Source organism: Candidatus Pelagibacter sp. HIMB123 (assembly GCF_052048195.1).
Taxonomy (GTDB): Bacteria; Pseudomonadota; Alphaproteobacteria; order Pelagibacterales; family Pelagibacteraceae; genus Pelagibacter.
Window position 1 is genome coordinate 23,256 of the sequence record NZ_JBNAIL010000017.1, and the last position, 19,791, is coordinate 43,046.

The window sequence follows — 19,791 nt, forward strand, 5'->3', positions numbered from 1 at the left end:
TCATAAGTTATAACTTTTTGCCATTAATTCGATAGGATGTAGTGCCTCATCATTAGATATGTTTGTATCAACTTCTAACTGTTTTAAATGTTTACCAGCTAAAGGACAATCAGAAGCCATATACTTATTATTTTTAGTTTTTATTTGTCTAGCTGTAGGTCTTCCAACTTTATTTGCTAGATCATGAGTTTCTTTCATTACTCCAAAAGTTCCTCCATGACCTGCACATCTTTCAACTACATCAATTTTAACGTTTGGAATTAATTTTAACATATCTCTTGCTTTGATACCCATGTTCTGTGCTCTAGCATGACAAGCGTGATGCACAGTTACACCTCCATCAATCTCATTTAATCCTTCTGCTAATCCCTCATTGTTTGCGATATCCACGACATACTCATCAATATCCATAACATTCGCAGATAATTTTTTTATTTTTTCATCATTTGGTAATAACAAGGGCCACTCAAATTTTAACATCAATCCACAACTAGCTGTTAAGGTTACCACTTTATATCCTTTATCAATCCATTCGATTAAATCCTTAGAAACTTTTTTTGCTTGTTCAACAACTTTTGGCAGATCTGCTTGCTCTAAAAATGGCATTCCACAACAACCAGGGTAAGCCTCCTGAACTTCTACACCATTTTTTTTTAAAACTTTTAAAGCAGCAACACCCGTATTTTTTTTATTAAAATTTACAAAACAAGTTGAATAGATAACAACTTTTCTATTTTTAGAAGGTGTTTGATAATTTATTTTATCTTTATTTTTTTTAAAAAAATTTGAAAAAGTTTCTGAGTTATATTTTGGTAACTGAACTCTTTTATCTATTCCAGTAATTAATTCTAAGATTTTTCTGATTAATTTATTTTTAATATTTGATGCCCAGTTAACTATTTTAGAGAACATAACACCAATTTTAGCGTTTCGATCTATTTGAGCTAATTGTGTTGGTATGCTTGGCAATTTACCTAATTTTTTTTGAGCTGTTCTATATCGCAGCATTAAATGTGGAAAATCCAAATCAAAATCATGAGGTGGAACATATGGGCATTTAGTCATAAAACACATATCACATAAAGTACATGCATCTACGACAGGAGCAAATTGATCACTAGATAGGCTTTCAACATCTTCATTTTTAGATTCATCAATCATGTCAAATAGCTTTGGAAATGAATCGCAGAGATTAAAGCATCTTCGGCATCCGTGACAGATATCAAAAACTCTTCTCATTTCAGCGTCTAACTTTTCTGGATTTAAAAAATCAGGATGCTCAAAATCTATAGGATGTCTTATAGGTGCACCTAAACTGCCTTCTTTGCTCATATGACTAATTTAGAAATAATAATTAATGATAAAGAAACCAGAACAACGGGTTCATTAAACCAATCCTTAAGTATTTGTACAATTTGCTCTACCATTTTATAAAATTTTAAATTTGAATTGTTTTTAGTGGGCGTTGAACGCCCACTAAGAAATTTGATTAGCTAATAGACTCTAAAGTTTTTTGGAATTTACCAGCGTGCGATTTTTCAGCTTTAGCTAAAGTTTCAAACCAGTCTGCTATTTCCTCAAAGCCTTCTTCTCTAGCAGTCTTAGCCATACCAGGGTACATATCTGTGTACTCATGAGTTTCACCTTCGATAGCTGAAGCTAAGTTAGCTTTAGTTTCACCAATTGGTTTTCCTGTAGCAGGGTCACCAACTTGCTCTAAGTATTCTAAATGACCGTGAGCGTGACCAGTTTCACCTTCTGCTGTTGATCTAAAAACTGTAGCTACATCATTGTAACCTTCGATGTCTGCTTTTTGTGCAAAATAAAGATATCTTCTATTTGCTTGACTTTCTCCAGCGAATGCTGCTTTTAAGTTTTCTTCTGTTTTACTTCCTTTTAAAGACATTATTTTCTCCTTTTAAATGTTACTCACCATATAATAGTTATATGAAATATGTCAACAGTTTAGAATTATTATAATGTAGATTTTAAATTATTGATTTAATTAAATTTTTTTTGATTTTGATTATCACTCGCAACTTTAACCAAAACTTCAACTGAATTTATTTTTTTTCCAGTAATATTTTTTTTTATATTAACAGGATCAATATCATTTTCATCGCAATCTATTAACTCATTAGTGTCTTCATCATAAAAATGATGATGTACAGATGTATTGGTATCAAAATAACTTTTATCACTGTTAATTGAAATTTCTTTTAGGTATCCTTTTTTTTCAAATGCATGAACTGTGTTATAAACTGTGGCCAAGGATATCTTCTCATTCATTTCTTCTGATATCATTTTAACAAGATCATTTATTGTGAAATGAAAAGTTTTTTCTCTATTGAATAAGAGCTCACACATTTTAACTCTTTGTTTTGTAGGTCTAAGCCCTAGTTCTCTTAATTTTTCAATAAAATTGCAGTTTTTTGCCATAATTGTTTATAATTATTCTAAAGTATGAATAAAAATATAATGTTTTATTATATTATATTAGCATTAAATCAAGTATTAAGGGATCTCAAAATTATGAAAAAAAACTCATACTCCTATGATGACCTGATAACTTGTGGAAATGGGGATCTTTTTGGTCCAGGTAATGCAAAATTACCTCTTCCACCAATGCTTATGTTTGACAGAATCACTGAAATCAATGAAAATAATGGTACATTTAATAAAGGCTCTTTAAAAGCTGAATTAGATATTAAAGATGATCTTTGGTTTTTTGATTGTCATTTTAAAAAAGATCCAGTTATGCCAGGGTGCTTAGGTTTAGATGCTATGTGGCAACTGGTAGGTTTTTTTCTAGGTTGGCTTGGAAATCCAGGAAAAGGAAGGGCTTTGGGTGTGGGTACTGTAAAATTTACAGGTGAAGTTTTACAGACTGTAAAAAATGTAAGATATGAAATAGATATGAAGAAAATTATGTCTCCTGGAGGAACAACTGTTGGGCTTGCAAATGGAATTGTTCTTGCAGATAATAAAAAAATATATTCAGCAGAAAGTTTAAAAGTAGGATTATTTAAATAATGAGAAGGGTAGTTATTACTGGTTTAGGAGTAGTTTCTTGCTTAGGAAATAATCAAGAAGAAGTTCATCAATCTTTATTAAATTCAAAATCAGGAATTTCTTATGCTGAGGAATACAAGGAGCACAATTTAAAAAGCCATGTTCATGGTAAACCAAATATTAAACTTGAAGATCATATTGATAGAAAAACAATTAGGTTTATGGGTTCAGGCTCAGCTTATAATTATATTGCAATGAAAGAGGCAATTGAAGACTCTGGATTAGAAGAAAGCGAAGTGAGTAATTTTAAAACTGGGATTGTAATGGGTTCTGGTGGCCCATCGATTGAAAACGTAATTCTTGCAGCAGACAAAACCAGAGCTAAAACTCCAAAACTAATGGGGCCCTTTATTGTTCCAAGAACAATGGCCAGTACTGCCTCAGCAACGCTTGCCGTACCATTTAAAATTAAAGGAACTAACTACACAATGAGTTCTGCATGCGCAACCAGTGGTCACTGCATAGGAAATTCTATGGAATTAATTCAAATGGGTAAACAGGATGTTGTTTTTGCAGGTGGAAGTGAAGAAATTCATTGGGCGATGACAGCAATGTTTGATGCTATGACAGCTTTATCATCAAAATATAATGACACTCCACAATCTGCTTCTAGAGCTTATGATAAAACTAGAGATGGGTTTGTAATTGCAGGTGGTGCGGGTGTGTTAGTACTTGAGGAATACGAACATGCTAAAGCAAGAGGAGCTAAAATATACGCAGAATTAACTGGTTATGGAGCAACTTCTGATGGATATGATATGGTAGCTCCATCAGGAGAAGGTGCTGTCAGATGTATGAAAATAGCAATGGCAACTGCGAAAAATAAAATTGATTACATTAATACTCACGGAACATCTACTCCAGTTGGAGATATAACTGAACTTAATGCTATTAAAGAAACTTTTGGAGAGGATATTCCAAAAATAAGTTCAACAAAATCTTTATCAGGTCATCCTTTAGGTGCTGCTTCAGTTCATGAAGCAATCTATTGTTTGATAATGATGAAAAACAATTTCATAACAGGATCAGCAAATATTACAGATATGGATGATGATGCTAAAAAATTTCCAATTGTTGCGAAAACTGAAACAGGAGCAACTTTAAATACAGTAATGTCAAATAGTTTTGGGTTTGGTGGAACTAATGCAGCTTTAATTTTTGAAAAGGTTTAGTTTATGAGTTTGATGAAAGGTAAAAAAGGATTAATCATGGGTGTTGCTAATGAGAGATCTATTGCCTGGGGTATATCTCAAAAACTTGCGGAGGCTGGAGCTGAACTAGCATTTACTTATTTAGGTGATGCTCTAAAAAAAAGAGTTGTTCCTTTAGCAGAAAAATTAAATTCAAATGTTACATTTAGTTGTGATGTTGAAAAAAAAGAAGAAGTTGTAAAATTATTTGATGATATCAAATCCCAATGGGGTGAAATCGATTTTGTAGTTCATGCAGTTGCTTTCTCTGATAAATCAGAATTATCAGGTGAGTATCTAGATACGACAAGAGAAAATTTTTTAAGAAGTATGTTAATTTCTTGTTTTTCATTTACTGAAGTAGCAAAAGAAGCTTCAAAAGTAATGAAACAAGGTGGAAGTTTATTAACTTTAACTTACGAGTCTACTAAAGCAATTCCAAATTATAACGTAATGGGTGTTTGTAAATCAGCTTTAGAGGCCAGTGTTAAATATTTAGCTAGAGATTTGGGTGCTAAAGGCATGAGAGTAAATGCTATAAGTGCAGGACCTATCAAAACATTGGCTGCCTCTGCAATTGGAGACGCAAAATTCCTATATAAGTGGAATGAAGACCATTCTTTTCTTAAGAGAAATGTAGACATCCATGATGTTGGAAATTCAGCATTATATCTACTAAGTGACCTTGCAAGCGGAGTTACTGGTGAAATTCACTACGTAGATGCTGGATATAACAAAGTTGGAATGCCAGATCCTAAGAATATTTCTTAAAATATAGTTAAATTTAGTTAAAAATATTAAGGCGCTCTGTTGCCAAATTGTCAATAAAAAAAACCCCCAGAGTTCTCATTCCAGGGGTTTAAAATTTAAATTTAAGCTATTAATTATTCAGCAGCTTGTTTCATAGAAAGTTTAACTTTACCTCTATCGAAACCAATCACTTTAACTTTAACTTCGTCACCTTCTTTGACAACGTCAGTAACTTTAGCAACTCTTTTATCTGCAAGTTCCGAGATATGAACTAGTCCATCTTGTTTGCCTAAGAAATTAACAAATGCACCAAATTCCATAATCTTCATTACTTTGCCTGAATAAATTTTGTTTAATTCAGCTTTTGCAGTGATGTCTTTAATCATTTGCATTGCGATGTTTCTAGACTCTTCATCAGGAGCAGCAACTGTTACTACACCTTCATCATTTACATCTACTTTAGCACCTGATTTTTCAACTATCTCTCTGATAGTTGCACCACCTTTTCCAATCACAGCAGCAATGTCTTTTTTATCTACATTAACTTGTTCCATTTTTGGAGTATGTTTTCCAACATCAGATCTTGAAGCTGATAATGCTTTATTCATTTCTCCCAAGATATGAACCCTTCCATCTTTAGCTTGACTTAACGCCTGCTCCATAATTTCAAATGTAATACCTGTAATTTTGATATCCATTTGAAGAGAGGTAATTCCATCTTTAGTTCCAGCAACTTTAAAGTCCATATCACCTAAGTGATCTTCATCACCTAAAATATCTGATAGAACACTAAAATCATCACCTTCTTTAATTAATCCCATTGCAATACCTGCAACTGGCTCTTTAATTGGAACCCCTGCATCCATTAATGCTAAAGATGTTCCACAAACAGTAGCCATTGAAGAAGAACCATTAGACTCCGTAATCTCTGAAACTACTCTAAAAGTATATGGAAATGCTTCTTTTGTAGGTAATGAAGAGTTAATTGCTCTCCAAGCTAATTTACCATGTCCGATTTCTCTTCTACCAGTTCCAATTCTTCCAGTTTCTCCAACTGAAAAAGGAGGAAAATTATAGTGAAGCATAAATCGTTCTCTTTGCAATCCATCTAAACTTTCAATTCTTTGCTCGTCATCTGAAGTACCCAGTGTAGCAACAACAATTGCTTGGGTTTCTCCTCTAGTAAATAAAGCAGAACCATGTGCTCTTGGTAAAACACCTACTTCACATTCAATAGGTCTTACATCTGACAATCCTCGACCATCAATTCTATTTTTATTTTTTAGGATATCAGTTCTAACAATTGATTTTTCAAGATTTTTTAGCTGACTGTTAACATCAAGATCTGTGTAGTTTTCATCTTCTTCATAAAGCTTTTTAGCTTTATCAGTAATCTCTGAAATCTGATTAGATCTATCCTGTTTATCTCTTGTTGCAAAAGCTTTCTTAAGATCTTCCGTAAAAGTTTCCTCAAGTTTTTTCTTAACTTCAGATAAGTCTTTTTTCTCAACTGTCCATTCAGGTTTTCTGCATTCTTTTGCAAGTTCCTCTATCATTTCAATTACTGGAACAAATCCTTCGTGACCAAATTTAACTGCATTTAACATTTCTTCTTCTGTTAAACCACTTGCTTCAGACTCAACCATAAGCACAGCATCTTTTGTACCTGCTACCACTAAATCTAATTTTGATTTTTCTAACTCAGCTTTAGATGGGTTTAAAACATATTTTCCATCTACAAAGCCAACTCTTGAAGCACCTACAGGACCCATAAATGGCATTCCTGATATAGCTAAAGCTGCTGATGAAGCAGTAATTGATAAAATATCTGGTTCATTTTCTTTATCGTATGAAATTACTGTTGGTAATAACTGTACTTCATTTTTAAATTCATCTGGAAACAAAGGTCTGATTGGTCTATCAATTAATCTAGAGATTAATGTTTCGCTCTCAGTTGGTCTTGCTTCTCTTTTAAAATATCCACCTGGAATTTTTCCAGCTGCATAATATTTCTCTTGATAATTTACAGATAACGGAAAGTAATCCATATCAGGATTTACTTTTTTTGCCCCCACTACTGTTGCTAGTACGACTGTTTCTCCACATGTTGCGATTATTGCACCGTCTGCCTGTCTTGCTACTTTACCTGTTTCTAAACTTATCTTCTTTCCCGCTACTTCAATTTCCTTCTTGTATACTTTAAACATTTCATTTCCATTTCGTTTCGTTCGTTTCGTTCCATTCCGTTCTATCTATCTTGACTTCTATTTTCTTAAATTCAATTTCGACAGTACATTTTTGTAAGAATCCATTTTATTTTTCTTTAAGTATTCTAACAATTTCTTTCTTCTATTTACCGCTCTCAACAATCCAACAGATGAATGTTTATCCTTTTTGAATTGCTTAATATGTTTCGAGAGAGTTTCAATTTTCTCTGTTAGCAAAGCAATCTGTATCTCTGAAGATCCAGTATCTTTATCGTGCATTGCTAATTCTTGTGCCTTTTTGTTCATGCCTCTTTCTTCCTATTTATTTGTTTGTTTTATTAAGTTTTCTATTTTTTCCGCATACTCAAAAGATTCGTCTTTTCTAAAAAGTAATTTTGGTAAAAATTTCATAACCACTTTTTGTGATAAAATTTTTCTAATTAAAAATGAGTATTCCTTTAGAACACTAATTGTTTCCTCCGCATCTTTTCCACCCAATGGAAGAACATATGCTTTAGCAATTTTTAAATCAGGACTCATTCTAACCTCAGTAACCGTTATAGTATTTGTTTCTAAGTTTGGCACCTTAGCCTCATTTCTTATAAAAATCATGCTTAAAGACTGCTTAATCATTTCACCTACTCTTAATTGTCTTTGTGACACTGGTTTTCCTATTCTATCTGCCATTAAATTGACCTCTCAGTAGATGTAACACTAAATGCTTCTATTGTATCATTCTTTTGGAAATCCATATAATCCTTAACTGTAATTCCACATTCTTGACCATCACTTACCTGTTTAACTTGGTTTTTTTCTCTAAATATTGTTAAAACTTTTCCAGTATATATAATGGCACCATCTCTAATAATTCTTACGTCTGAAGTACTATTAATTTCTCCTTCAGTTACTTTTGAGCCAGCAACTTTACCTGCACCAGAAACTTTAAATATTTCTAAAATTTGTGCAGTACCTGTAATTTTTTCTTGTACGTCGGGCGCCAATAATCCTGACATTCTTTGTTTAATATAGTCTAAAACTTCATAAATAATATTGTAAGAAGATATTTTTATCTTCTCATTTTCAGCAAGTTTTTTCGCTTCTTTACTTGGTTTAACGTTGAAAGCTATTAATACTGCATTTGAAGCTTTAGCTAATGTAACATCTGTTTCTGTTACCATTCCAATATCTGCTAAAATTATTTTAGGTTTAACCTCCTCATGTTTGATTTGACTAATTGCATTTTTGATTGCTTCAGATGATCCATGTACATCGGATTTAATTATTAAATTTAATTCTTCAGTAGATTTATCTGAAAAGGCAGAGTCTTGAGTTACAAAAGAAAGTGGATTTTTTCCATCCTTACTCTCTTGAGCTCTATTTTCACTCAGAGTCTTAGCTTCTTTTTCTGTATCAAGAACAATAAAATCGTCTCCAGCTTTGGCTGGACCATTTATGCCTAAAATTTCAACAGGTGTTGAGGGTAAAGCTTCGTTGATATTTTGACCCTTGTCATTAATAATAGCTCTTACTTTTCCCCATTTTAAACCACTTACAAAAAAGTCACCTCTATTGAGTGTTCCGGTTGTTACAATTATATTTGCAACTGGACCCCTTCCAACATCAATTTTAGACTCTAAAACTATACCTGTAGCCTTAGATTCGTAATCTGTTTTAAGATCTAAAATCTCTGCTTGAAGTATTATAGACTCTACTAATTTATCCAAGTTTTGTTTTGTTTTAGTTGAAATTTCAACCATTAAAGTATCACCAGATAAATCTTCGGCAATTAATTCATGTTCTAGTAATTGATTTTTTATCTTCTGAGGATCGGCCTCAGGCAAATCACATTTATTTATAGCTACAACAATTGGAACATTCGCAGCTTTCGCATGTTTAATGGACTCAACAGTTTGAGGTTTAACTCCATCATCTGCAGCAACCACTAATACAACCACATCTGTTAATTTTGAACCTCTTGCTCTCATTTCTGTAAAAGCAGCATGGCCCGGTGTATCAATAAATGTTAACTTATTATTTTGGCTTTCAATTTGATAGGCTCCAATATGCTGGGTTATTCCACCAAATTCTCCTGAAACCACGTTCGCACTTCTGAGCACATCTAGTACTGATGTTTTGCCATGATCCACATGACCCATGACGGTAACTATTGGTGGTCGATTTTTTAAATTTTCTGTTCTTGAAGCTTTTATTTTTTGAATTATTTCTTCTGCTTTCTCTTCCCTAATTGGATTGTGACCAAATTCTTTAACTAAATATTCTGCGGTATCTGCAGCTAAGGTCTGATTGATAGTCACAGTAACACCCATACCAAATAAATGCTTAATTACATTACTTGATTGTTCAGCCATTCTATTTGCAAGTTCTCTTACTGTGATTGCTTCAGGAATATTAATATCTCTTTTAATCGGTTTTAAATTTTCTTGAGAATCATCTTTCGTAGCATTTTTAATTTCTTTTTGTCTTGCTCTTTTTACTGATGCTAAACTTCTTTGTTTTGCATCAATCTCATCGCTTAGCGCTCTTGATACAGTTAACTTTAACTCTCTCTTTTTTGTTCCTGCTTTTAAAGTCTTTTTATCTTTATTTTCACTATCTCCTTTAAGTCGTTTAGTAGCTCTTTGCTCTGCTAGTTTTCTCTTTTCAAAATCATTTATTACAGAAGGTGATTTAGGATTGAATGAAGGTTTTAATGGAGCTCCCCTGTTGAAGGTTGAGCTTGTTCTTGGCTTATTAGTACTAGATCTAAATGATCCTTCTCTACTCAAGAATTTTCCAGTTTGTTTTTCAATTACTACAGAATTTTTTCCTTGAGATTTAGCAATCTCAATATTCTTGATTGATTTTTTGGCTGAGCCTGAAATTGTTAATTTTGTTTTTTTCTCCATACCTCATCACTCAATCTTTATAAACAATGTTTCTGGCAGACATAATTAGTTCATCAGCTTCTTCTTTAGATAAAGCAAAATCTTCTAGATAACCTTGGATTTTAACTCTCTCACCTTTAACCACGTCATAGCCACCAGTTAATTCGTCAGATGCTAAGTCTGCAAAATCTTCTAAGCTTAAAATTTTTTGTTCACCAAGTGTTACTAACATTCCTGGTGTTAATCCCTTTAAATTAATCAAGGTATCTTCCAGACCTAATTCTTTTATTCTCTGAGAAATATCCTCTTGATCCTTTTCATGAAATTCTTTAGCTCTTTCTATCAATGCTTTAGCAGTGTCTTCTTCTATACCTTCAATCTTCATTAAATTTTCAGCTGAACTATCTTTGATGTCATCAATAGTTGAAAAACCTTCAGCAACAAGTAACTGACCCAACGTTTCATCTAATTCTAAATTTTTTACAAAGTTCTCTGTTTTTTCTTTAAATTCTAATTGTCTTCGTTCAGAGTCTTCTGCATCTGTCATTATATTAATTTCATAATTTAAGAGTTTTGTCGCAAGTCTTACATTTTGACCTCTTCTTCCAATTGCTTTACTTAAATTTTCTTCCGTCAGAATTACATCAAGCTTTTTTCTTTCTCTATCAACGTTAACTCTTTGTACTTCAGCAGGGGATAACGCATTTGAAACCAACATAGCAGGGTCTTCTGACCAATTAACTATATCAATTTTCTCTCCTTGAAGTTCATTTACAACAGCTTGAACTCTTGAGCCTCTCATACCTACACAGGCACCTACTGGATCTAAAGATGTATCAACTGCTTTAACACATATTTTAGCTCTACTTCCAGGATCTCTTGAAGAAGATTTAATTTCTATTAGTCCATCATAAATTTCAGGAACTTCTTGAACAAAAAGCTTTTCCATAAATTTAGGATGAGCTCTCGATAAAAATATTTGTTGCCCTCTAGGTTCTCTTCTTACATCATAACAATAAGCTTTTATTCGATCACCTGCTTTAATATTTTCACGAGGTATTAACTCATTTTTTTGAATTATTGCTTCAGTTCTTCCTAAATCAACAATTACATTTCCAAATTCTAATCTCTTTACAATTCCACTTAAAATAGAGTCTTTCTTATCAATAAAATCATTAAATTGTCTTTCTCTTTCTGCTTCTCTTACATTAAAACTAATTACCTGCTTTGCAGTTTGTGCAGCTATTCTTCCAAAATCAAATGAAGGAAGTGGTTGTAATACTTCGTCACCAATAGACTTATCTTTGTTTAACTCATTTAAATTGATTGCATCTTCCAATTTAATCTCTGTATTTGCATTTTCAGGATTTTCAGCGATTATCAATTTTCTAAAAAGCTCAATATCTCCATTGTCTCTATTTATAGAAACTTTAATTTCATTTTCCTGTCCAAATTTTGATTTTGCAGCTTTAGCAATACCAGTTTCCATTGAACTTATAATTAGTTCTTTATCAATTGATTTTTCTAAAGCTACAGCTTCAGCAATTCTTAATAATTCAAGTTTATCTGCTCTTTTATTTAACATAATTTTGTTTGCTCCAAAAAAAAATGGGCTAAGGCCCATTTTGTAAAGTTCAATAATGTAGTTGCAATATAGTAAAGTTTTTTTTTAATTCAACAGAAACTATTTAGAAAAAACGTTAGTTTTATCAATTTTTTCCCATGAAAATGAACCATTTTCCTCAGGTGCTCTACCAAAATGACCATAAGCAGATGTTTTTTCATATATTGGTTTGTTTAAATTTAACATTTCTCTGATACCTCTAGGGCTTAAATCAAAATTTTCTTTAATCTTTTCTACAACAAATTTATTTTTATCTAGGTCGCTATCAAATAAATCGACATAGATAGATAATGGTTTTGATACACCAATTGCATAAGCTAACTGAATTAAACATTTCTCAGCAATTTTTGAACCAACAACATTTTTAGCAATGTACCTTGCCGCATAAGCTGCTGATCTATCAACTTTGGTTGGATCTTTTCCAGAGAAAGCGCCACCACCATGAGGTGCTGCTCCACCGTAAGTGTCAACAATAATTTTTCTACCTGTCAAACCACAATCTCCATCTGGTCCACCAATTACAAAATTTCCTGTAGGATTTACATAAAACTCATCCTCATTAAAACCATCAAGAAAATTCTTAGGAATAGATTTTAACATATAAGGTCTAAGTAAATCTCTGACTTGCGATTGATTAACATCTGGTGAATGCTGTGAAGAGATAACTACTGATTTTACTTTTGAAGGTTTTCCATCAACATATTCGAATGTTACCTGACTTTTTGAATCTGGTTCTATATTTTTTAATTTTCCAGATTTTCTATCTTCAGCCATTAATCTTAAAATTTTATGAGAATAATGTATAGGTGCTGGCATTAAAACATCCGTTTCATTACAAGCGTATCCAAACATGATACCTTGATCTCCAGCCCCTTCATCTTTGTTGCCAGAGGAATCTACGCCCATAGCAATATCAGCTGATTGGGAATGTAAATGACTTTCAATTTTTGTAGCTTCTTTCCAGGTAAAGCCTTCTTGGTCATAACCAATATCTTTTATACAATTTCTTACTTTTTCAATTAATTCATCTTTTTTAATTTCTGGTCCTCTCACCTCACCAGCTAGAACAACTTTATTTGTCGTAGTAAGTGTTTCACAAGCAACTCTAGAATATGGATCTCCAGAAATAAAACTATCAACAACCATATCTGAAATCCTGTCAGATACTTTATCTGGATGACCTTCAGAAACAGACTCACTTGTGAAAAGATAATTTTTTAAATTACTCATTTTTAAGTCTATTAAATGAAAATATTAAAAAAATATACAACAAAATTATAAATCCAAAAATTTTATTTCCAAATTTTGCAAACAGGCTCATCTGAGTTTTTCTTGATTTACTTAAATCTATATAACCAGATTTATTAATATCGACTTTTTGCTCAATAACTCCCATTGGGTTAATAATTGCTGTTGTCCCATTATTTGCAGACCTTAAAACATATTTTCCACTCTCTATAGCTCTAAAAATACTATGAATAAAATGTTGCTCTGGACCAATTGATTTACCAAACCAGCCATCTTCAGAAATATTTACAATATAATCAAAGTTACTGTTTGTAAAAATTTTACCAGAATAAATTATCTCATAACAAATGAGAGGCAATATTTTCACTGATAAATTATTATATTTCAGATCAATTATATTTCTTTCCTCACCTTTTGAATATGATTGATAGTCATTAGTAATTGTTTTTAAACCAATACTTTTTAATAATGACTCAAAAGGTAAAAATTCACCAAAAGGAACAAGATTTATTTTTTTATATGAATTTATCACATTTAAGTTGTGATCAAAAATAGACAACGAATTAAAATATTTTATAGTATTATTTTCATCTTCTTTGCTATTAATTCCAATTGCTAACAAATGATTTTCGTTAAACTTATTTTCAAATAACCACTTATATTCTTTTAGTTGATCTTGTGAAATACCTGGAATTATACCCTCTGGCCAAATATAAATTATTTTTTCATTTTTTTTAGGTGAGCTGATTTCAATTAACTCTTCTATAGCTTTTATAGGATCAATATTATTATAAAATCTATCTATACTTATATTCGAGCTTAAAATTCTTACTTTATAATCAAGTTTTTTTGCCTTTTGATTATTAAATTTTTCTAAATTTTGTGAACCAAATATATAAAATGACATTGTTGTAATAAGAAATGCAACACAAATACTTATATCTTTTTTATTTTCTCTTAAAATAAATATTGATGGGCTTGTAAATATTGAAATACAGAAAAGATTAAAGCTGTATGTGCCTATGACTGATGTAATGTTTAAAATTTCGATTTGATTAGAAAAACTATAAGCAATTAAATTCCAAGGGAAACCAGAGAGTATTGATCCTCTCACAAATTCTACTGTTCCAAATATTAAAGAAAAAAGAAAAAATGAACTTAAATTATTATTTGGTTTTAAAACCATAAACAGATAGGCAACCAAAGCATAAAACAAGGCTAAGAAACCGGGTATTAATATTATTGTAAAAGGTATTAAAAACTTAAAATTTTGATCAAACGTTAATGATATTGAGATCCAATATAAATTACTTACAAAATAACCAAACCCAAATAACCAACCATACAGAAAAAATATTCTTTTATTTTTATAAAACTTAATTTTTTTAATTAGAAATATATAGAATAAACTAAAAGTTAAAAAATTAATTACAACATAATTAAATGGAGGCAAACTTAAGGAAGTAATTGCTCCTAATAAAATTAAATAAATTAATTCAATATAAAATTTATTTTTCAATTTAATTTATTTTTGATTGTACAGATTTAAATAATAAATTTTCCTCTTTTAACATTTTAGAATAATCTTTATTTTTTTTATGATCAAAACCTAAAAGATGAAGAAAACCATGTATGAATAATTTAGTAACTTTTTCTTTAAAAGATTTTAAATTTTGTGATCTTGGTTTGTCTAGGTAGTTATAGCTAATGATAATATCTCCAAGATAAGTATTTTTTGAAATTTTTATTTTTTTATCCAATGGAAAAGATAATATATCGGTAGATTTATTTTTTTTTCTAAAAACTTTATTTAATTTTTTAATATTCTGATTATTTGAAAGTAATAGTGTTAAGGTTACTTTTTTATTCAAAAATTTATATTTTTTTGGAAAAGCTCTACATATTTTTTTAAAAAAAATATCCTTATTTTTAAGTCTTTTTGACCAAGCCTTCTCCTCAGAGAAGACATTAATACTAATCATTATTTGAGTATGCTTTAACTATTTTAGAAACAAGTGGATGTCTGACTACATCTGAATGATCAAAATCAACTATGGATATTTCCTTTAAATGCCCTAGTAACTCTTTTGATCGAACTAACCCTGACATGCTTTTATTTGGTAAATCAATTTGAGATGGGTCACCATTTACAACAATTTTAGAATTTTCTCCAATACGTGTTAAAAACATTTTAATCTGAGTATCCGTAGCATTTTGTGCTTCATCTAAAATTGCAAAGGAATTTTTAAGAGTTCTACCTCTCATAAAAGCTAAAGGTGCAATCTCTATATCTCCAATCTCAATCATTCTTTGTATTTTTTCAAAGTCGAAGAGGTCATATAAAGAATCATATAAAGGTCTAAGATAAGGGTCTACTTTTTCCTTCATATCACCAGGTAAAAATCCCAAACGCTCGCCTGCTTCTACAGCTGGTCTTGAAAGAATAATTCTCTCAATCTTATTTTCTAAAAGCATAGTTAGACCTACAGCTACTGCCAGAAAAGTTTTTCCAGTTCCTGCTGGCCCGGCTGAAATCACAATATCACTCTCCCTCAAAGCTCTAACATAACTTTTTTGTTTTTCAGATCTAGGAATTATAGATTTCTTGGGAGTTTTGATAATGTCTGTGACATTATTATTTTTTACTTTTTCATTAATCATAAAGTTATCAACTGATGAAAGTACATCTTTATTCTCTATACTTCCATTATTAATAAACTGATTAGCTAAAAATTGAATAGCGTTTTTAATTTTTTCATTATTTTCAGGTGTTGATTTAATTAAAATTGAATTTCCCCTTGAATATAAGCTGCAATTTGTAATTTTTTCTAATTCTTGTAAATTTTTATTAAATTCCCCAACAACACCCATCAACAAGTTATTGTCATGAAATATAACACTTAAAGAATTGTTATCTGAATAAACAAATTTTAAAGACTGATCGATATTTTTTTTAGTTATTCCACTCAAATTCTATGCAACCTTCTGATCCGAATTAGTTATTACTTCACCGAATAAAGTATTTCTATTACTATCTTTAATTCTCACTTGAACTATTTTTCCAATATCATTCTTTTTACCATTAAAAATTACAGATGTCATATACTCAGATCTGCCAAAAGCTTTGCTTTTATCGTCGGTTAAATTTTCAACCAAAACATCAATAACTTTACCCTCCAATGACTTATTCATTTCGATTTGATTTTTGAATAAGATAGTTTGAATTTTTTCTAATCTTTCAATAGAAATTTTTTTTTCAATTAGGTTTAAATTTTCGGCGACTGTTCCAGGTCTTGGACTAAAAATAAATGAATAAGAGTTAATAAATTTAATTCTTTCAATTAATCTAATAGTATCCTTAAAATCCTGATCCTCTTCACCAGGATAACCTATTATAAAATCACTTGAAAATTCTATATTTGAGTTAATTTCTTTTAATTTATCAAAAGTGCTTAAATATTCCTCAATAGTATGTTTTCTATTCATGAACTTTAAAATTTTATTAGATCCACTTTGAACCGGTAAATGCACAAGTGGCATTAACTTTTCAGAGATTTTATATATTTCAATTAAATCCTCAGTCATATCTTTTGGGTGAGATGTCGTATATCTAACTCTCTTAATTTCAGATAATTTTTCAATATTCAAAATCAAATCTGATAATCTATATCCTTGATTATCATAAGCGTTCACATTTTGACCAAGTAAAATTATTTCTTTTGCACCATTATCAGCTAAATATTTTGCTTCATCCAAAATTTGTTTAAATGGTCGAGAATATTCTGGTCCTCTTGTATATGGAACTACGCAAAAATGACAAAACTTATCACATCCTTCCTGAATAGTTAAGAAGGATGAAACTTTTCCAGCTTCATTTTTAATTTTACTCAAATATTTAAATTTAGAAACTGCATCAAATTCAGTTTCTTCAATCTTTTTCTTTTTTTTGTTATAATTTAATATTGTGTCATTTATTTTGTGATAAGCTTGAGGACCAATAACTAAATCTATGTAGGGTTCTCTTTTTAGCATCTCTTGATTTTCTGCTTGAGCAACACAGCCTGCAATAATTACAAGTGGTTTTTTTTTTGATCTAAAAATTTTTTTTACTCTACCTATTTCTGAGTAAACTTTTTCTTTTGCTTTATCTCTAATATGACATGTATTTAATAGATAACAATTTGCTTCTTCATATTTTTCTGTTTTTTCATAGCCAATTTTTTTGACTGAGTCAAAAATTCTATTTGAGTCATACTCATTCATCTGACATCCAAATGTTTTGATAAATATTTTTTGACTCATATTATTGGGATTTTTTCTTAACCCCATATAATTCCAATTTATGGTCCACTAATGTATATCCATATTTTTCTGCAACTTTTTTTTGAAGCTTTTCTATTTCTTCGTCTACAAATTCTATAATTTCACCAGTTTTGACATCAATTAAATGATCGTGATGACCTTCGTTAAGCTCTTCATATCTTGCTTTTCCACCTTTAAACTCGTGCTTAGTTAATATTCCAGACTCTTCAAACAGTTTTACAGTTCTATAAACAGTTGCAATACTTATTTTTGGATCAATTTTAGACACTCTATTATAAAGTTCATCTACATCCGGATGGTCAGAAGACTCGGACATTACTTGTGCAATTACTCTTCTTTGATCAGTTAATTTAACTCCTTTTGCTATACATTTTTGCTCTATTGTTTCTGACATAAAATAATTTTAACTTAAATAAATAGGGTTAATCAAATTTTTTTTAATATTAAATTTATCGCACAAATGAGGGATATTTTCGTATTTTATGTCTTTTTCACCTTCAAAATCTTGAATGCTATAACAATAGTAATCAATATTATTAGTTAAATTAAATGCTTTAACTATAGAAAATGAATTTCTTATTCCTGCAAAACTTCCAGGCCCTCTATTTAAATAAATTGTATTAATATCTTTCAAGTTTAATTGATGAGAATTTAAAAAATCATTAATAATTAAAGTTAATTTTTCATAATTAATTTTAGTATTCTCTTTACTAATATTATAAATATCATTACTAGTTATGATCATTAAAAAAATTTTTTCGCTGGCTACATCAATTATCAGTTTATTCATAATTATTTTATTTTTTAATATCAGTTCTAAATCAGATGAAAATAATATCAAATACTATTCCAATGATGAAGGAATTCTATCAATTATGTATCATCGTTTTAATGAGAATAAGTACCCCTCAACCAATATTAAAATGGATATATTTGAGGATCATATAAATATTATTAAGAACTCAGATTTTAATTTTCATAATCCAAATAATTTTGATGAACAGTTTAATAAACCAAAACAAAAAAAAGAAATTCTTATAACTATCGATGATGCTTTTGAATCTTTTTATACTGAAGCATGGCCTTATCTAAAAGAAAATAAAATTCCATTTATTTTATTTGTTTCAACTGAACCAGTGGGAAAAAGAGGTTACATGACTTGGGAGCAAATTAAAGAGGTTGAAGGGAGTGAATTTGCAAATATAGGACATCATTCTCATACTCATGAATATCTCATAGATGTAAGCAATGAAGAGTTTATTTTAGATATTGAAACGGCTAATAAAATTTTTCTAAGGGAACTTGGTTATATCCCTAACCTATTCTCATATCCCTTTGGGGAATACTCTAAATTTATGAAAGACTATATATCTAAAAATTTCAAATATGCTTTTGGTCAGCATTCTGGTGTAATTGATTTAAATAAAGATAAATTTGAGTTACCTAGATTTCCAATTAATGAAAAATATGGAGAAATAAAAAGATTTAAATCAATAATAAATTATTTTCCACTTGAATATAAAAGAATACTTCCTGAGGAAAAACAATTATTCGAAAATACAAACCCTCCAAATTTCAAAGTTGAATTTTTCAAAGAGCAAAAAAATTTATCCAATATTAATTGCTATTCTAATGAGGGAGATATTTGGGACAAATCAAAAACAACATTTGCTAACAACTCTTTAACGATTGAATTTAGAGAACCATTCAAACCAAGAAGAGGAAGAATTAATTGTTCTCTAAATGATGATGGAAAATGGAGATGGTTTGGTGTGCAATTTCCTATAAAAGAAAATTAAATTAAACTCTCTAAATCTTTGCTTGATGGCAACAATCTCGCTTCATCAAAATCTTTTAAGTTATTTTGTTCAATAATTTTTTGTAAAACCTCTATATATTGATTTCCTGTTTCTGCATATTTATCTAAATGTTTAGACAAAATTAGACTATCTAAAGGTTTATTTTGATTTCTAAGTTCTGTTCTTGCTTTCCTTAAATTTTTATATGTTGAGTGTGTATTTAAATTTCTTAAATATGCTCTTACAGATAATTGCAAGCTATGAAATTTCATAACTTTATGATCTTTACCTTCATCTGCATTTTTAGGTTTTAACCCTTCTCCAGACCAAGTCCATTGTCCAAATAAAGCATTTCCCTTCAAAGCAAATCTTGAAGTACCCCAACCCGTTTCTTTAGCAGCTTGAGCAATTGCTAATGAAACTGGTACTTCATCCATTCTTACTTTTAGAGTAGATAAATCATTTTTTCTTACACCATATTGTTTATATTTTTTTTCTAACCACTTTTTTTCAATTTCAGTGTTGCTATTTTTATTTAAAATTGTAAATAGCCTTTTTCTATCAACTCTGATTTTATTGTTTTCCTTAACTATTAGAGGGAGAACAATTTTTATAAACATATCTTTTCTTTTTTTAGTGCTAGCTATGTTTTTAATTTCATTTGGAAGAAGACCAATATCTATTGGTTTAACT

Annotated in this window: 20 protein-coding genes; 4 read left to right on the forward strand and 16 right to left on the reverse strand. The window is 30.2% G+C overall.

Annotated features, from left to right (window positions below):
• The 3 genes from ACTTBL_RS04575 to ACTTBL_RS04585 form a co-directional block, all read right to left on the reverse strand.
• Positions 1–1,332 carry a (Fe-S)-binding protein gene (locus tag ACTTBL_RS04575; RefSeq protein WP_440643812.1) on the reverse strand — a complete coding sequence of 444 codons (1,332 nt, stop codon included), beginning with the start codon at positions 1,330–1,332 and terminating at the stop codon, positions 1–3.
• 157 nt (positions 1,333–1,489) lie between these two features.
• Positions 1,490–1,906: a rubrerythrin family protein gene (locus tag ACTTBL_RS04580; RefSeq protein WP_014953887.1), complete on the reverse strand. Its 417-nt coding sequence runs from the start codon at positions 1,904–1,906 to the stop codon at positions 1,490–1,492.
• A gap of 95 nt (positions 1,907–2,001) precedes the next feature.
• Positions 2,002–2,439 carry a Fur family transcriptional regulator gene (locus ACTTBL_RS04585; RefSeq protein WP_440643813.1) on the reverse strand — a complete coding sequence of 146 codons (438 nt, stop codon included), beginning with the start codon at positions 2,437–2,439 and terminating at the stop codon, positions 2,002–2,004.
• 93 nt (positions 2,440–2,532) lie between these two features.
• On the opposite strand from ACTTBL_RS04585, the gene fabA reads away from it, so the two are divergent.
• Genes fabA through ACTTBL_RS04600 form a run of 3 tightly spaced genes read left to right on the forward strand, consistent with a single transcriptional unit; the run spans position 2,533 to position 5,033 of the window.
• Positions 2,533–3,033, forward strand: a complete 501-nt coding sequence (gene fabA / locus ACTTBL_RS04590) for a bifunctional 3-hydroxydecanoyl-ACP dehydratase/trans-2-decenoyl-ACP isomerase (RefSeq protein ID WP_440643814.1) — start codon at positions 2,533–2,535, stop codon at positions 3,031–3,033.
• Positions 3,033–4,244 (forward strand): beta-ketoacyl-ACP synthase I, encoded by a 1,212-nt coding sequence (fabB, locus tag ACTTBL_RS04595; protein WP_440643815.1) that lies wholly within the window; start codon positions 3,033–3,035, stop codon positions 4,242–4,244. The genes fabA and fabB overlap by 1 nt, the downstream gene beginning before the upstream one ends.
• A 3-nt stretch (positions 4,245–4,247) precedes the next feature.
• Positions 4,248–5,033: an enoyl-ACP reductase FabI gene (locus ACTTBL_RS04600; RefSeq protein ID WP_440643816.1), complete on the forward strand. Its 786-nt coding sequence runs from the start codon at positions 4,248–4,250 to the stop codon at positions 5,031–5,033.
• 113 nt (positions 5,034–5,146) lie between these two features.
• On the opposite strand, the gene pnp is transcribed toward ACTTBL_RS04600, so the two are convergent.
• The 12 genes from pnp to ACTTBL_RS04660 all read right to left on the reverse strand — a co-directional run bounded on the left by pnp (position 5,147) and on the right by ACTTBL_RS04660 (position 18,044).
• Positions 5,147–7,219, reverse strand: a complete 2,073-nt coding sequence (pnp, locus tag ACTTBL_RS04605; RefSeq protein ID WP_440643817.1) for a polyribonucleotide nucleotidyltransferase — start codon at positions 7,217–7,219, stop codon at positions 5,147–5,149.
• 57 nt (positions 7,220–7,276) lie between these two features.
• Entirely contained in the window at positions 7,277–7,525 is a 249-nt protein-coding gene (gene rpsO / locus ACTTBL_RS04610; protein WP_075485648.1) for a 30S ribosomal protein S15, read from the reverse strand.
• A 12-nt stretch (positions 7,526–7,537) separates the two neighbouring features.
• Positions 7,538–7,906 carry a 30S ribosome-binding factor RbfA gene (gene rbfA, locus ACTTBL_RS04615; protein ID WP_023854486.1) on the reverse strand — a complete coding sequence of 123 codons (369 nt, stop codon included), beginning with the start codon at positions 7,904–7,906 and terminating at the stop codon, positions 7,538–7,540.
• Complete coding sequence (infB, locus tag ACTTBL_RS04620) at positions 7,906–10,125, reverse strand: translation initiation factor IF-2 (protein ID WP_440643818.1); 2,220 nt, start codon at positions 10,123–10,125, stop codon at positions 7,906–7,908. Before infB ends, rbfA begins: the two co-directional genes overlap by 1 nt.
• A 10-nt stretch (positions 10,126–10,135) precedes the next feature.
• Entirely contained in the window at positions 10,136–11,689 is a 1,554-nt protein-coding gene (gene nusA, locus ACTTBL_RS04625; RefSeq protein WP_440643819.1) for a transcription termination factor NusA, read from the reverse strand.
• Positions 11,690–11,788: 99 nt separating this feature from the next.
• The gene (metK, locus tag ACTTBL_RS04630) at positions 11,789–12,958 is read right to left on the reverse strand and encodes a methionine adenosyltransferase (protein ID WP_440643820.1); all 1,170 of its coding nucleotides are present in this window, start codon (positions 12,956–12,958) and stop codon (positions 11,789–11,791) included.
• Positions 12,951–14,495 carry an apolipoprotein N-acyltransferase gene (gene lnt, locus ACTTBL_RS04635; protein ID WP_440643821.1) on the reverse strand — a complete coding sequence of 515 codons (1,545 nt, stop codon included), beginning with the start codon at positions 14,493–14,495 and terminating at the stop codon, positions 12,951–12,953. Before lnt ends, metK begins: the two co-directional genes overlap by 8 nt.
• A 1-nt stretch (position 14,496) precedes the next feature.
• Positions 14,497–14,958: an rRNA maturation RNase YbeY gene (gene ybeY, locus ACTTBL_RS04640; RefSeq protein ID WP_440643822.1), complete on the reverse strand. Its 462-nt coding sequence runs from the start codon at positions 14,956–14,958 to the stop codon at positions 14,497–14,499.
• Entirely contained in the window at positions 14,951–15,946 is a 996-nt protein-coding gene (locus tag ACTTBL_RS04645; RefSeq protein ID WP_440643823.1) for a PhoH family protein, read from the reverse strand. The genes ybeY and ACTTBL_RS04645 overlap by 8 nt, the downstream gene beginning before the upstream one ends.
• A gap of 3 nt (positions 15,947–15,949) precedes the next feature.
• Positions 15,950–17,278: a tRNA (N6-isopentenyl adenosine(37)-C2)-methylthiotransferase MiaB gene (miaB, locus tag ACTTBL_RS04650; RefSeq protein WP_440643824.1), complete on the reverse strand. Its 1,329-nt coding sequence runs from the start codon at positions 17,276–17,278 to the stop codon at positions 15,950–15,952.
• Position 17,279: 1 nt separating this feature from the next.
• On the reverse strand, positions 17,280–17,693 hold the full coding sequence (locus tag ACTTBL_RS04655) for a Fur family transcriptional regulator (RefSeq protein WP_440643825.1): 414 nt from the start codon (positions 17,691–17,693) through the stop codon (positions 17,280–17,282).
• A 9-nt stretch (positions 17,694–17,702) separates the two neighbouring features.
• Entirely contained in the window at positions 17,703–18,044 is a 342-nt protein-coding gene (locus tag ACTTBL_RS04660) for a peptidase M22 (protein ID WP_440643826.1), read from the reverse strand.
• On the opposite strand from ACTTBL_RS04660, the gene ACTTBL_RS04665 reads away from it, so the two are divergent.
• A complete protein-coding gene (locus ACTTBL_RS04665; RefSeq protein WP_440643827.1) occupies positions 18,037–19,098 on the forward strand; it encodes a polysaccharide deacetylase family protein in 1,062 nt (353 codons plus the stop codon). The genes ACTTBL_RS04660 and ACTTBL_RS04665 overlap by 8 nt on opposite strands.
• Here the strand turns inward: ACTTBL_RS04665 and ACTTBL_RS04670 are convergent.
• Positions 19,095–19,791 (reverse strand): glucosaminidase domain-containing protein (locus ACTTBL_RS04670; protein WP_440643828.1); only part of this gene is annotated, 697 nt, incomplete at its 5' end. The two genes, ACTTBL_RS04665 and ACTTBL_RS04670, sit on opposite strands and share 4 nt — an antisense overlap.

Excerpts from the sequence above, each read along its gene's own strand:
- ACTTBL_RS04655 (WP_440643825.1), bottom strand. The coding sequence starts at position 17,693 with ATGTCAGAAACAATAGAGCAAAAATGTATAGCAAAAGGAGTTAAATTA.
- metK (WP_440643820.1), bottom strand. The coding sequence starts at position 12,958 with ATGAGTAATTTAAAAAATTATCTTTTCACAAGTGAGTCTGTTTCTGAA.
- ACTTBL_RS04585 (WP_440643813.1), bottom strand. The coding sequence starts at position 2,439 with ATGGCAAAAAACTGCAATTTTATTGAAAAATTAAGAGAACTAGGGCTT.
- fabA (WP_440643814.1), top strand. The coding sequence starts at position 2,533 with ATGAAAAAAAACTCATACTCCTATGATGACCTGATAACTTGTGGAAAT.
- ybeY (WP_440643822.1), bottom strand. The coding sequence starts at position 14,958 with ATGATTAGTATTAATGTCTTCTCTGAGGAGAAGGCTTGGTCAAAAAGA.
- ACTTBL_RS04580 (WP_014953887.1), bottom strand. The coding sequence starts at position 1,906 with ATGTCTTTAAAAGGAAGTAAAACAGAAGAAAACTTAAAAGCAGCATTC.
- miaB (WP_440643824.1), bottom strand. The coding sequence starts at position 17,278 with ATGAGTCAAAAAATATTTATCAAAACATTTGGATGTCAGATGAATGAG.
- fabB (WP_440643815.1), top strand. The coding sequence starts at position 3,033 with ATGAGAAGGGTAGTTATTACTGGTTTAGGAGTAGTTTCTTGCTTAGGA.
- ACTTBL_RS04600 (WP_440643816.1), top strand. The coding sequence starts at position 4,248 with ATGAGTTTGATGAAAGGTAAAAAAGGATTAATCATGGGTGTTGCTAAT.
- rpsO (WP_075485648.1), bottom strand. The coding sequence starts at position 7,525 with ATGAACAAAAAGGCACAAGAATTAGCAATGCACGATAAAGATACTGGA.
- rbfA (WP_023854486.1), bottom strand. The coding sequence starts at position 7,906 with ATGGCAGATAGAATAGGAAAACCAGTGTCACAAAGACAATTAAGAGTA.
- ACTTBL_RS04665 (WP_440643827.1), top strand. The coding sequence starts at position 18,037 with ATGATCATTAAAAAAATTTTTTCGCTGGCTACATCAATTATCAGTTTA.
- ACTTBL_RS04575 (WP_440643812.1), bottom strand. The coding sequence starts at position 1,332 with ATGAGCAAAGAAGGCAGTTTAGGTGCACCTATAAGACATCCTATAGAT.
- infB (WP_440643818.1), bottom strand. The coding sequence starts at position 10,125 with ATGGAGAAAAAAACAAAATTAACAATTTCAGGCTCAGCCAAAAAATCA.
- nusA (WP_440643819.1), bottom strand. The coding sequence starts at position 11,689 with ATGTTAAATAAAAGAGCAGATAAACTTGAATTATTAAGAATTGCTGAA.
- ACTTBL_RS04660 (WP_440643826.1), bottom strand. The coding sequence starts at position 18,044 with ATGATCATAACTAGTAATGATATTTATAATATTAGTAAAGAGAATACT.
- pnp (WP_440643817.1), bottom strand. The coding sequence starts at position 7,219 with ATGTTTAAAGTATACAAGAAGGAAATTGAAGTAGCGGGAAAGAAGATA.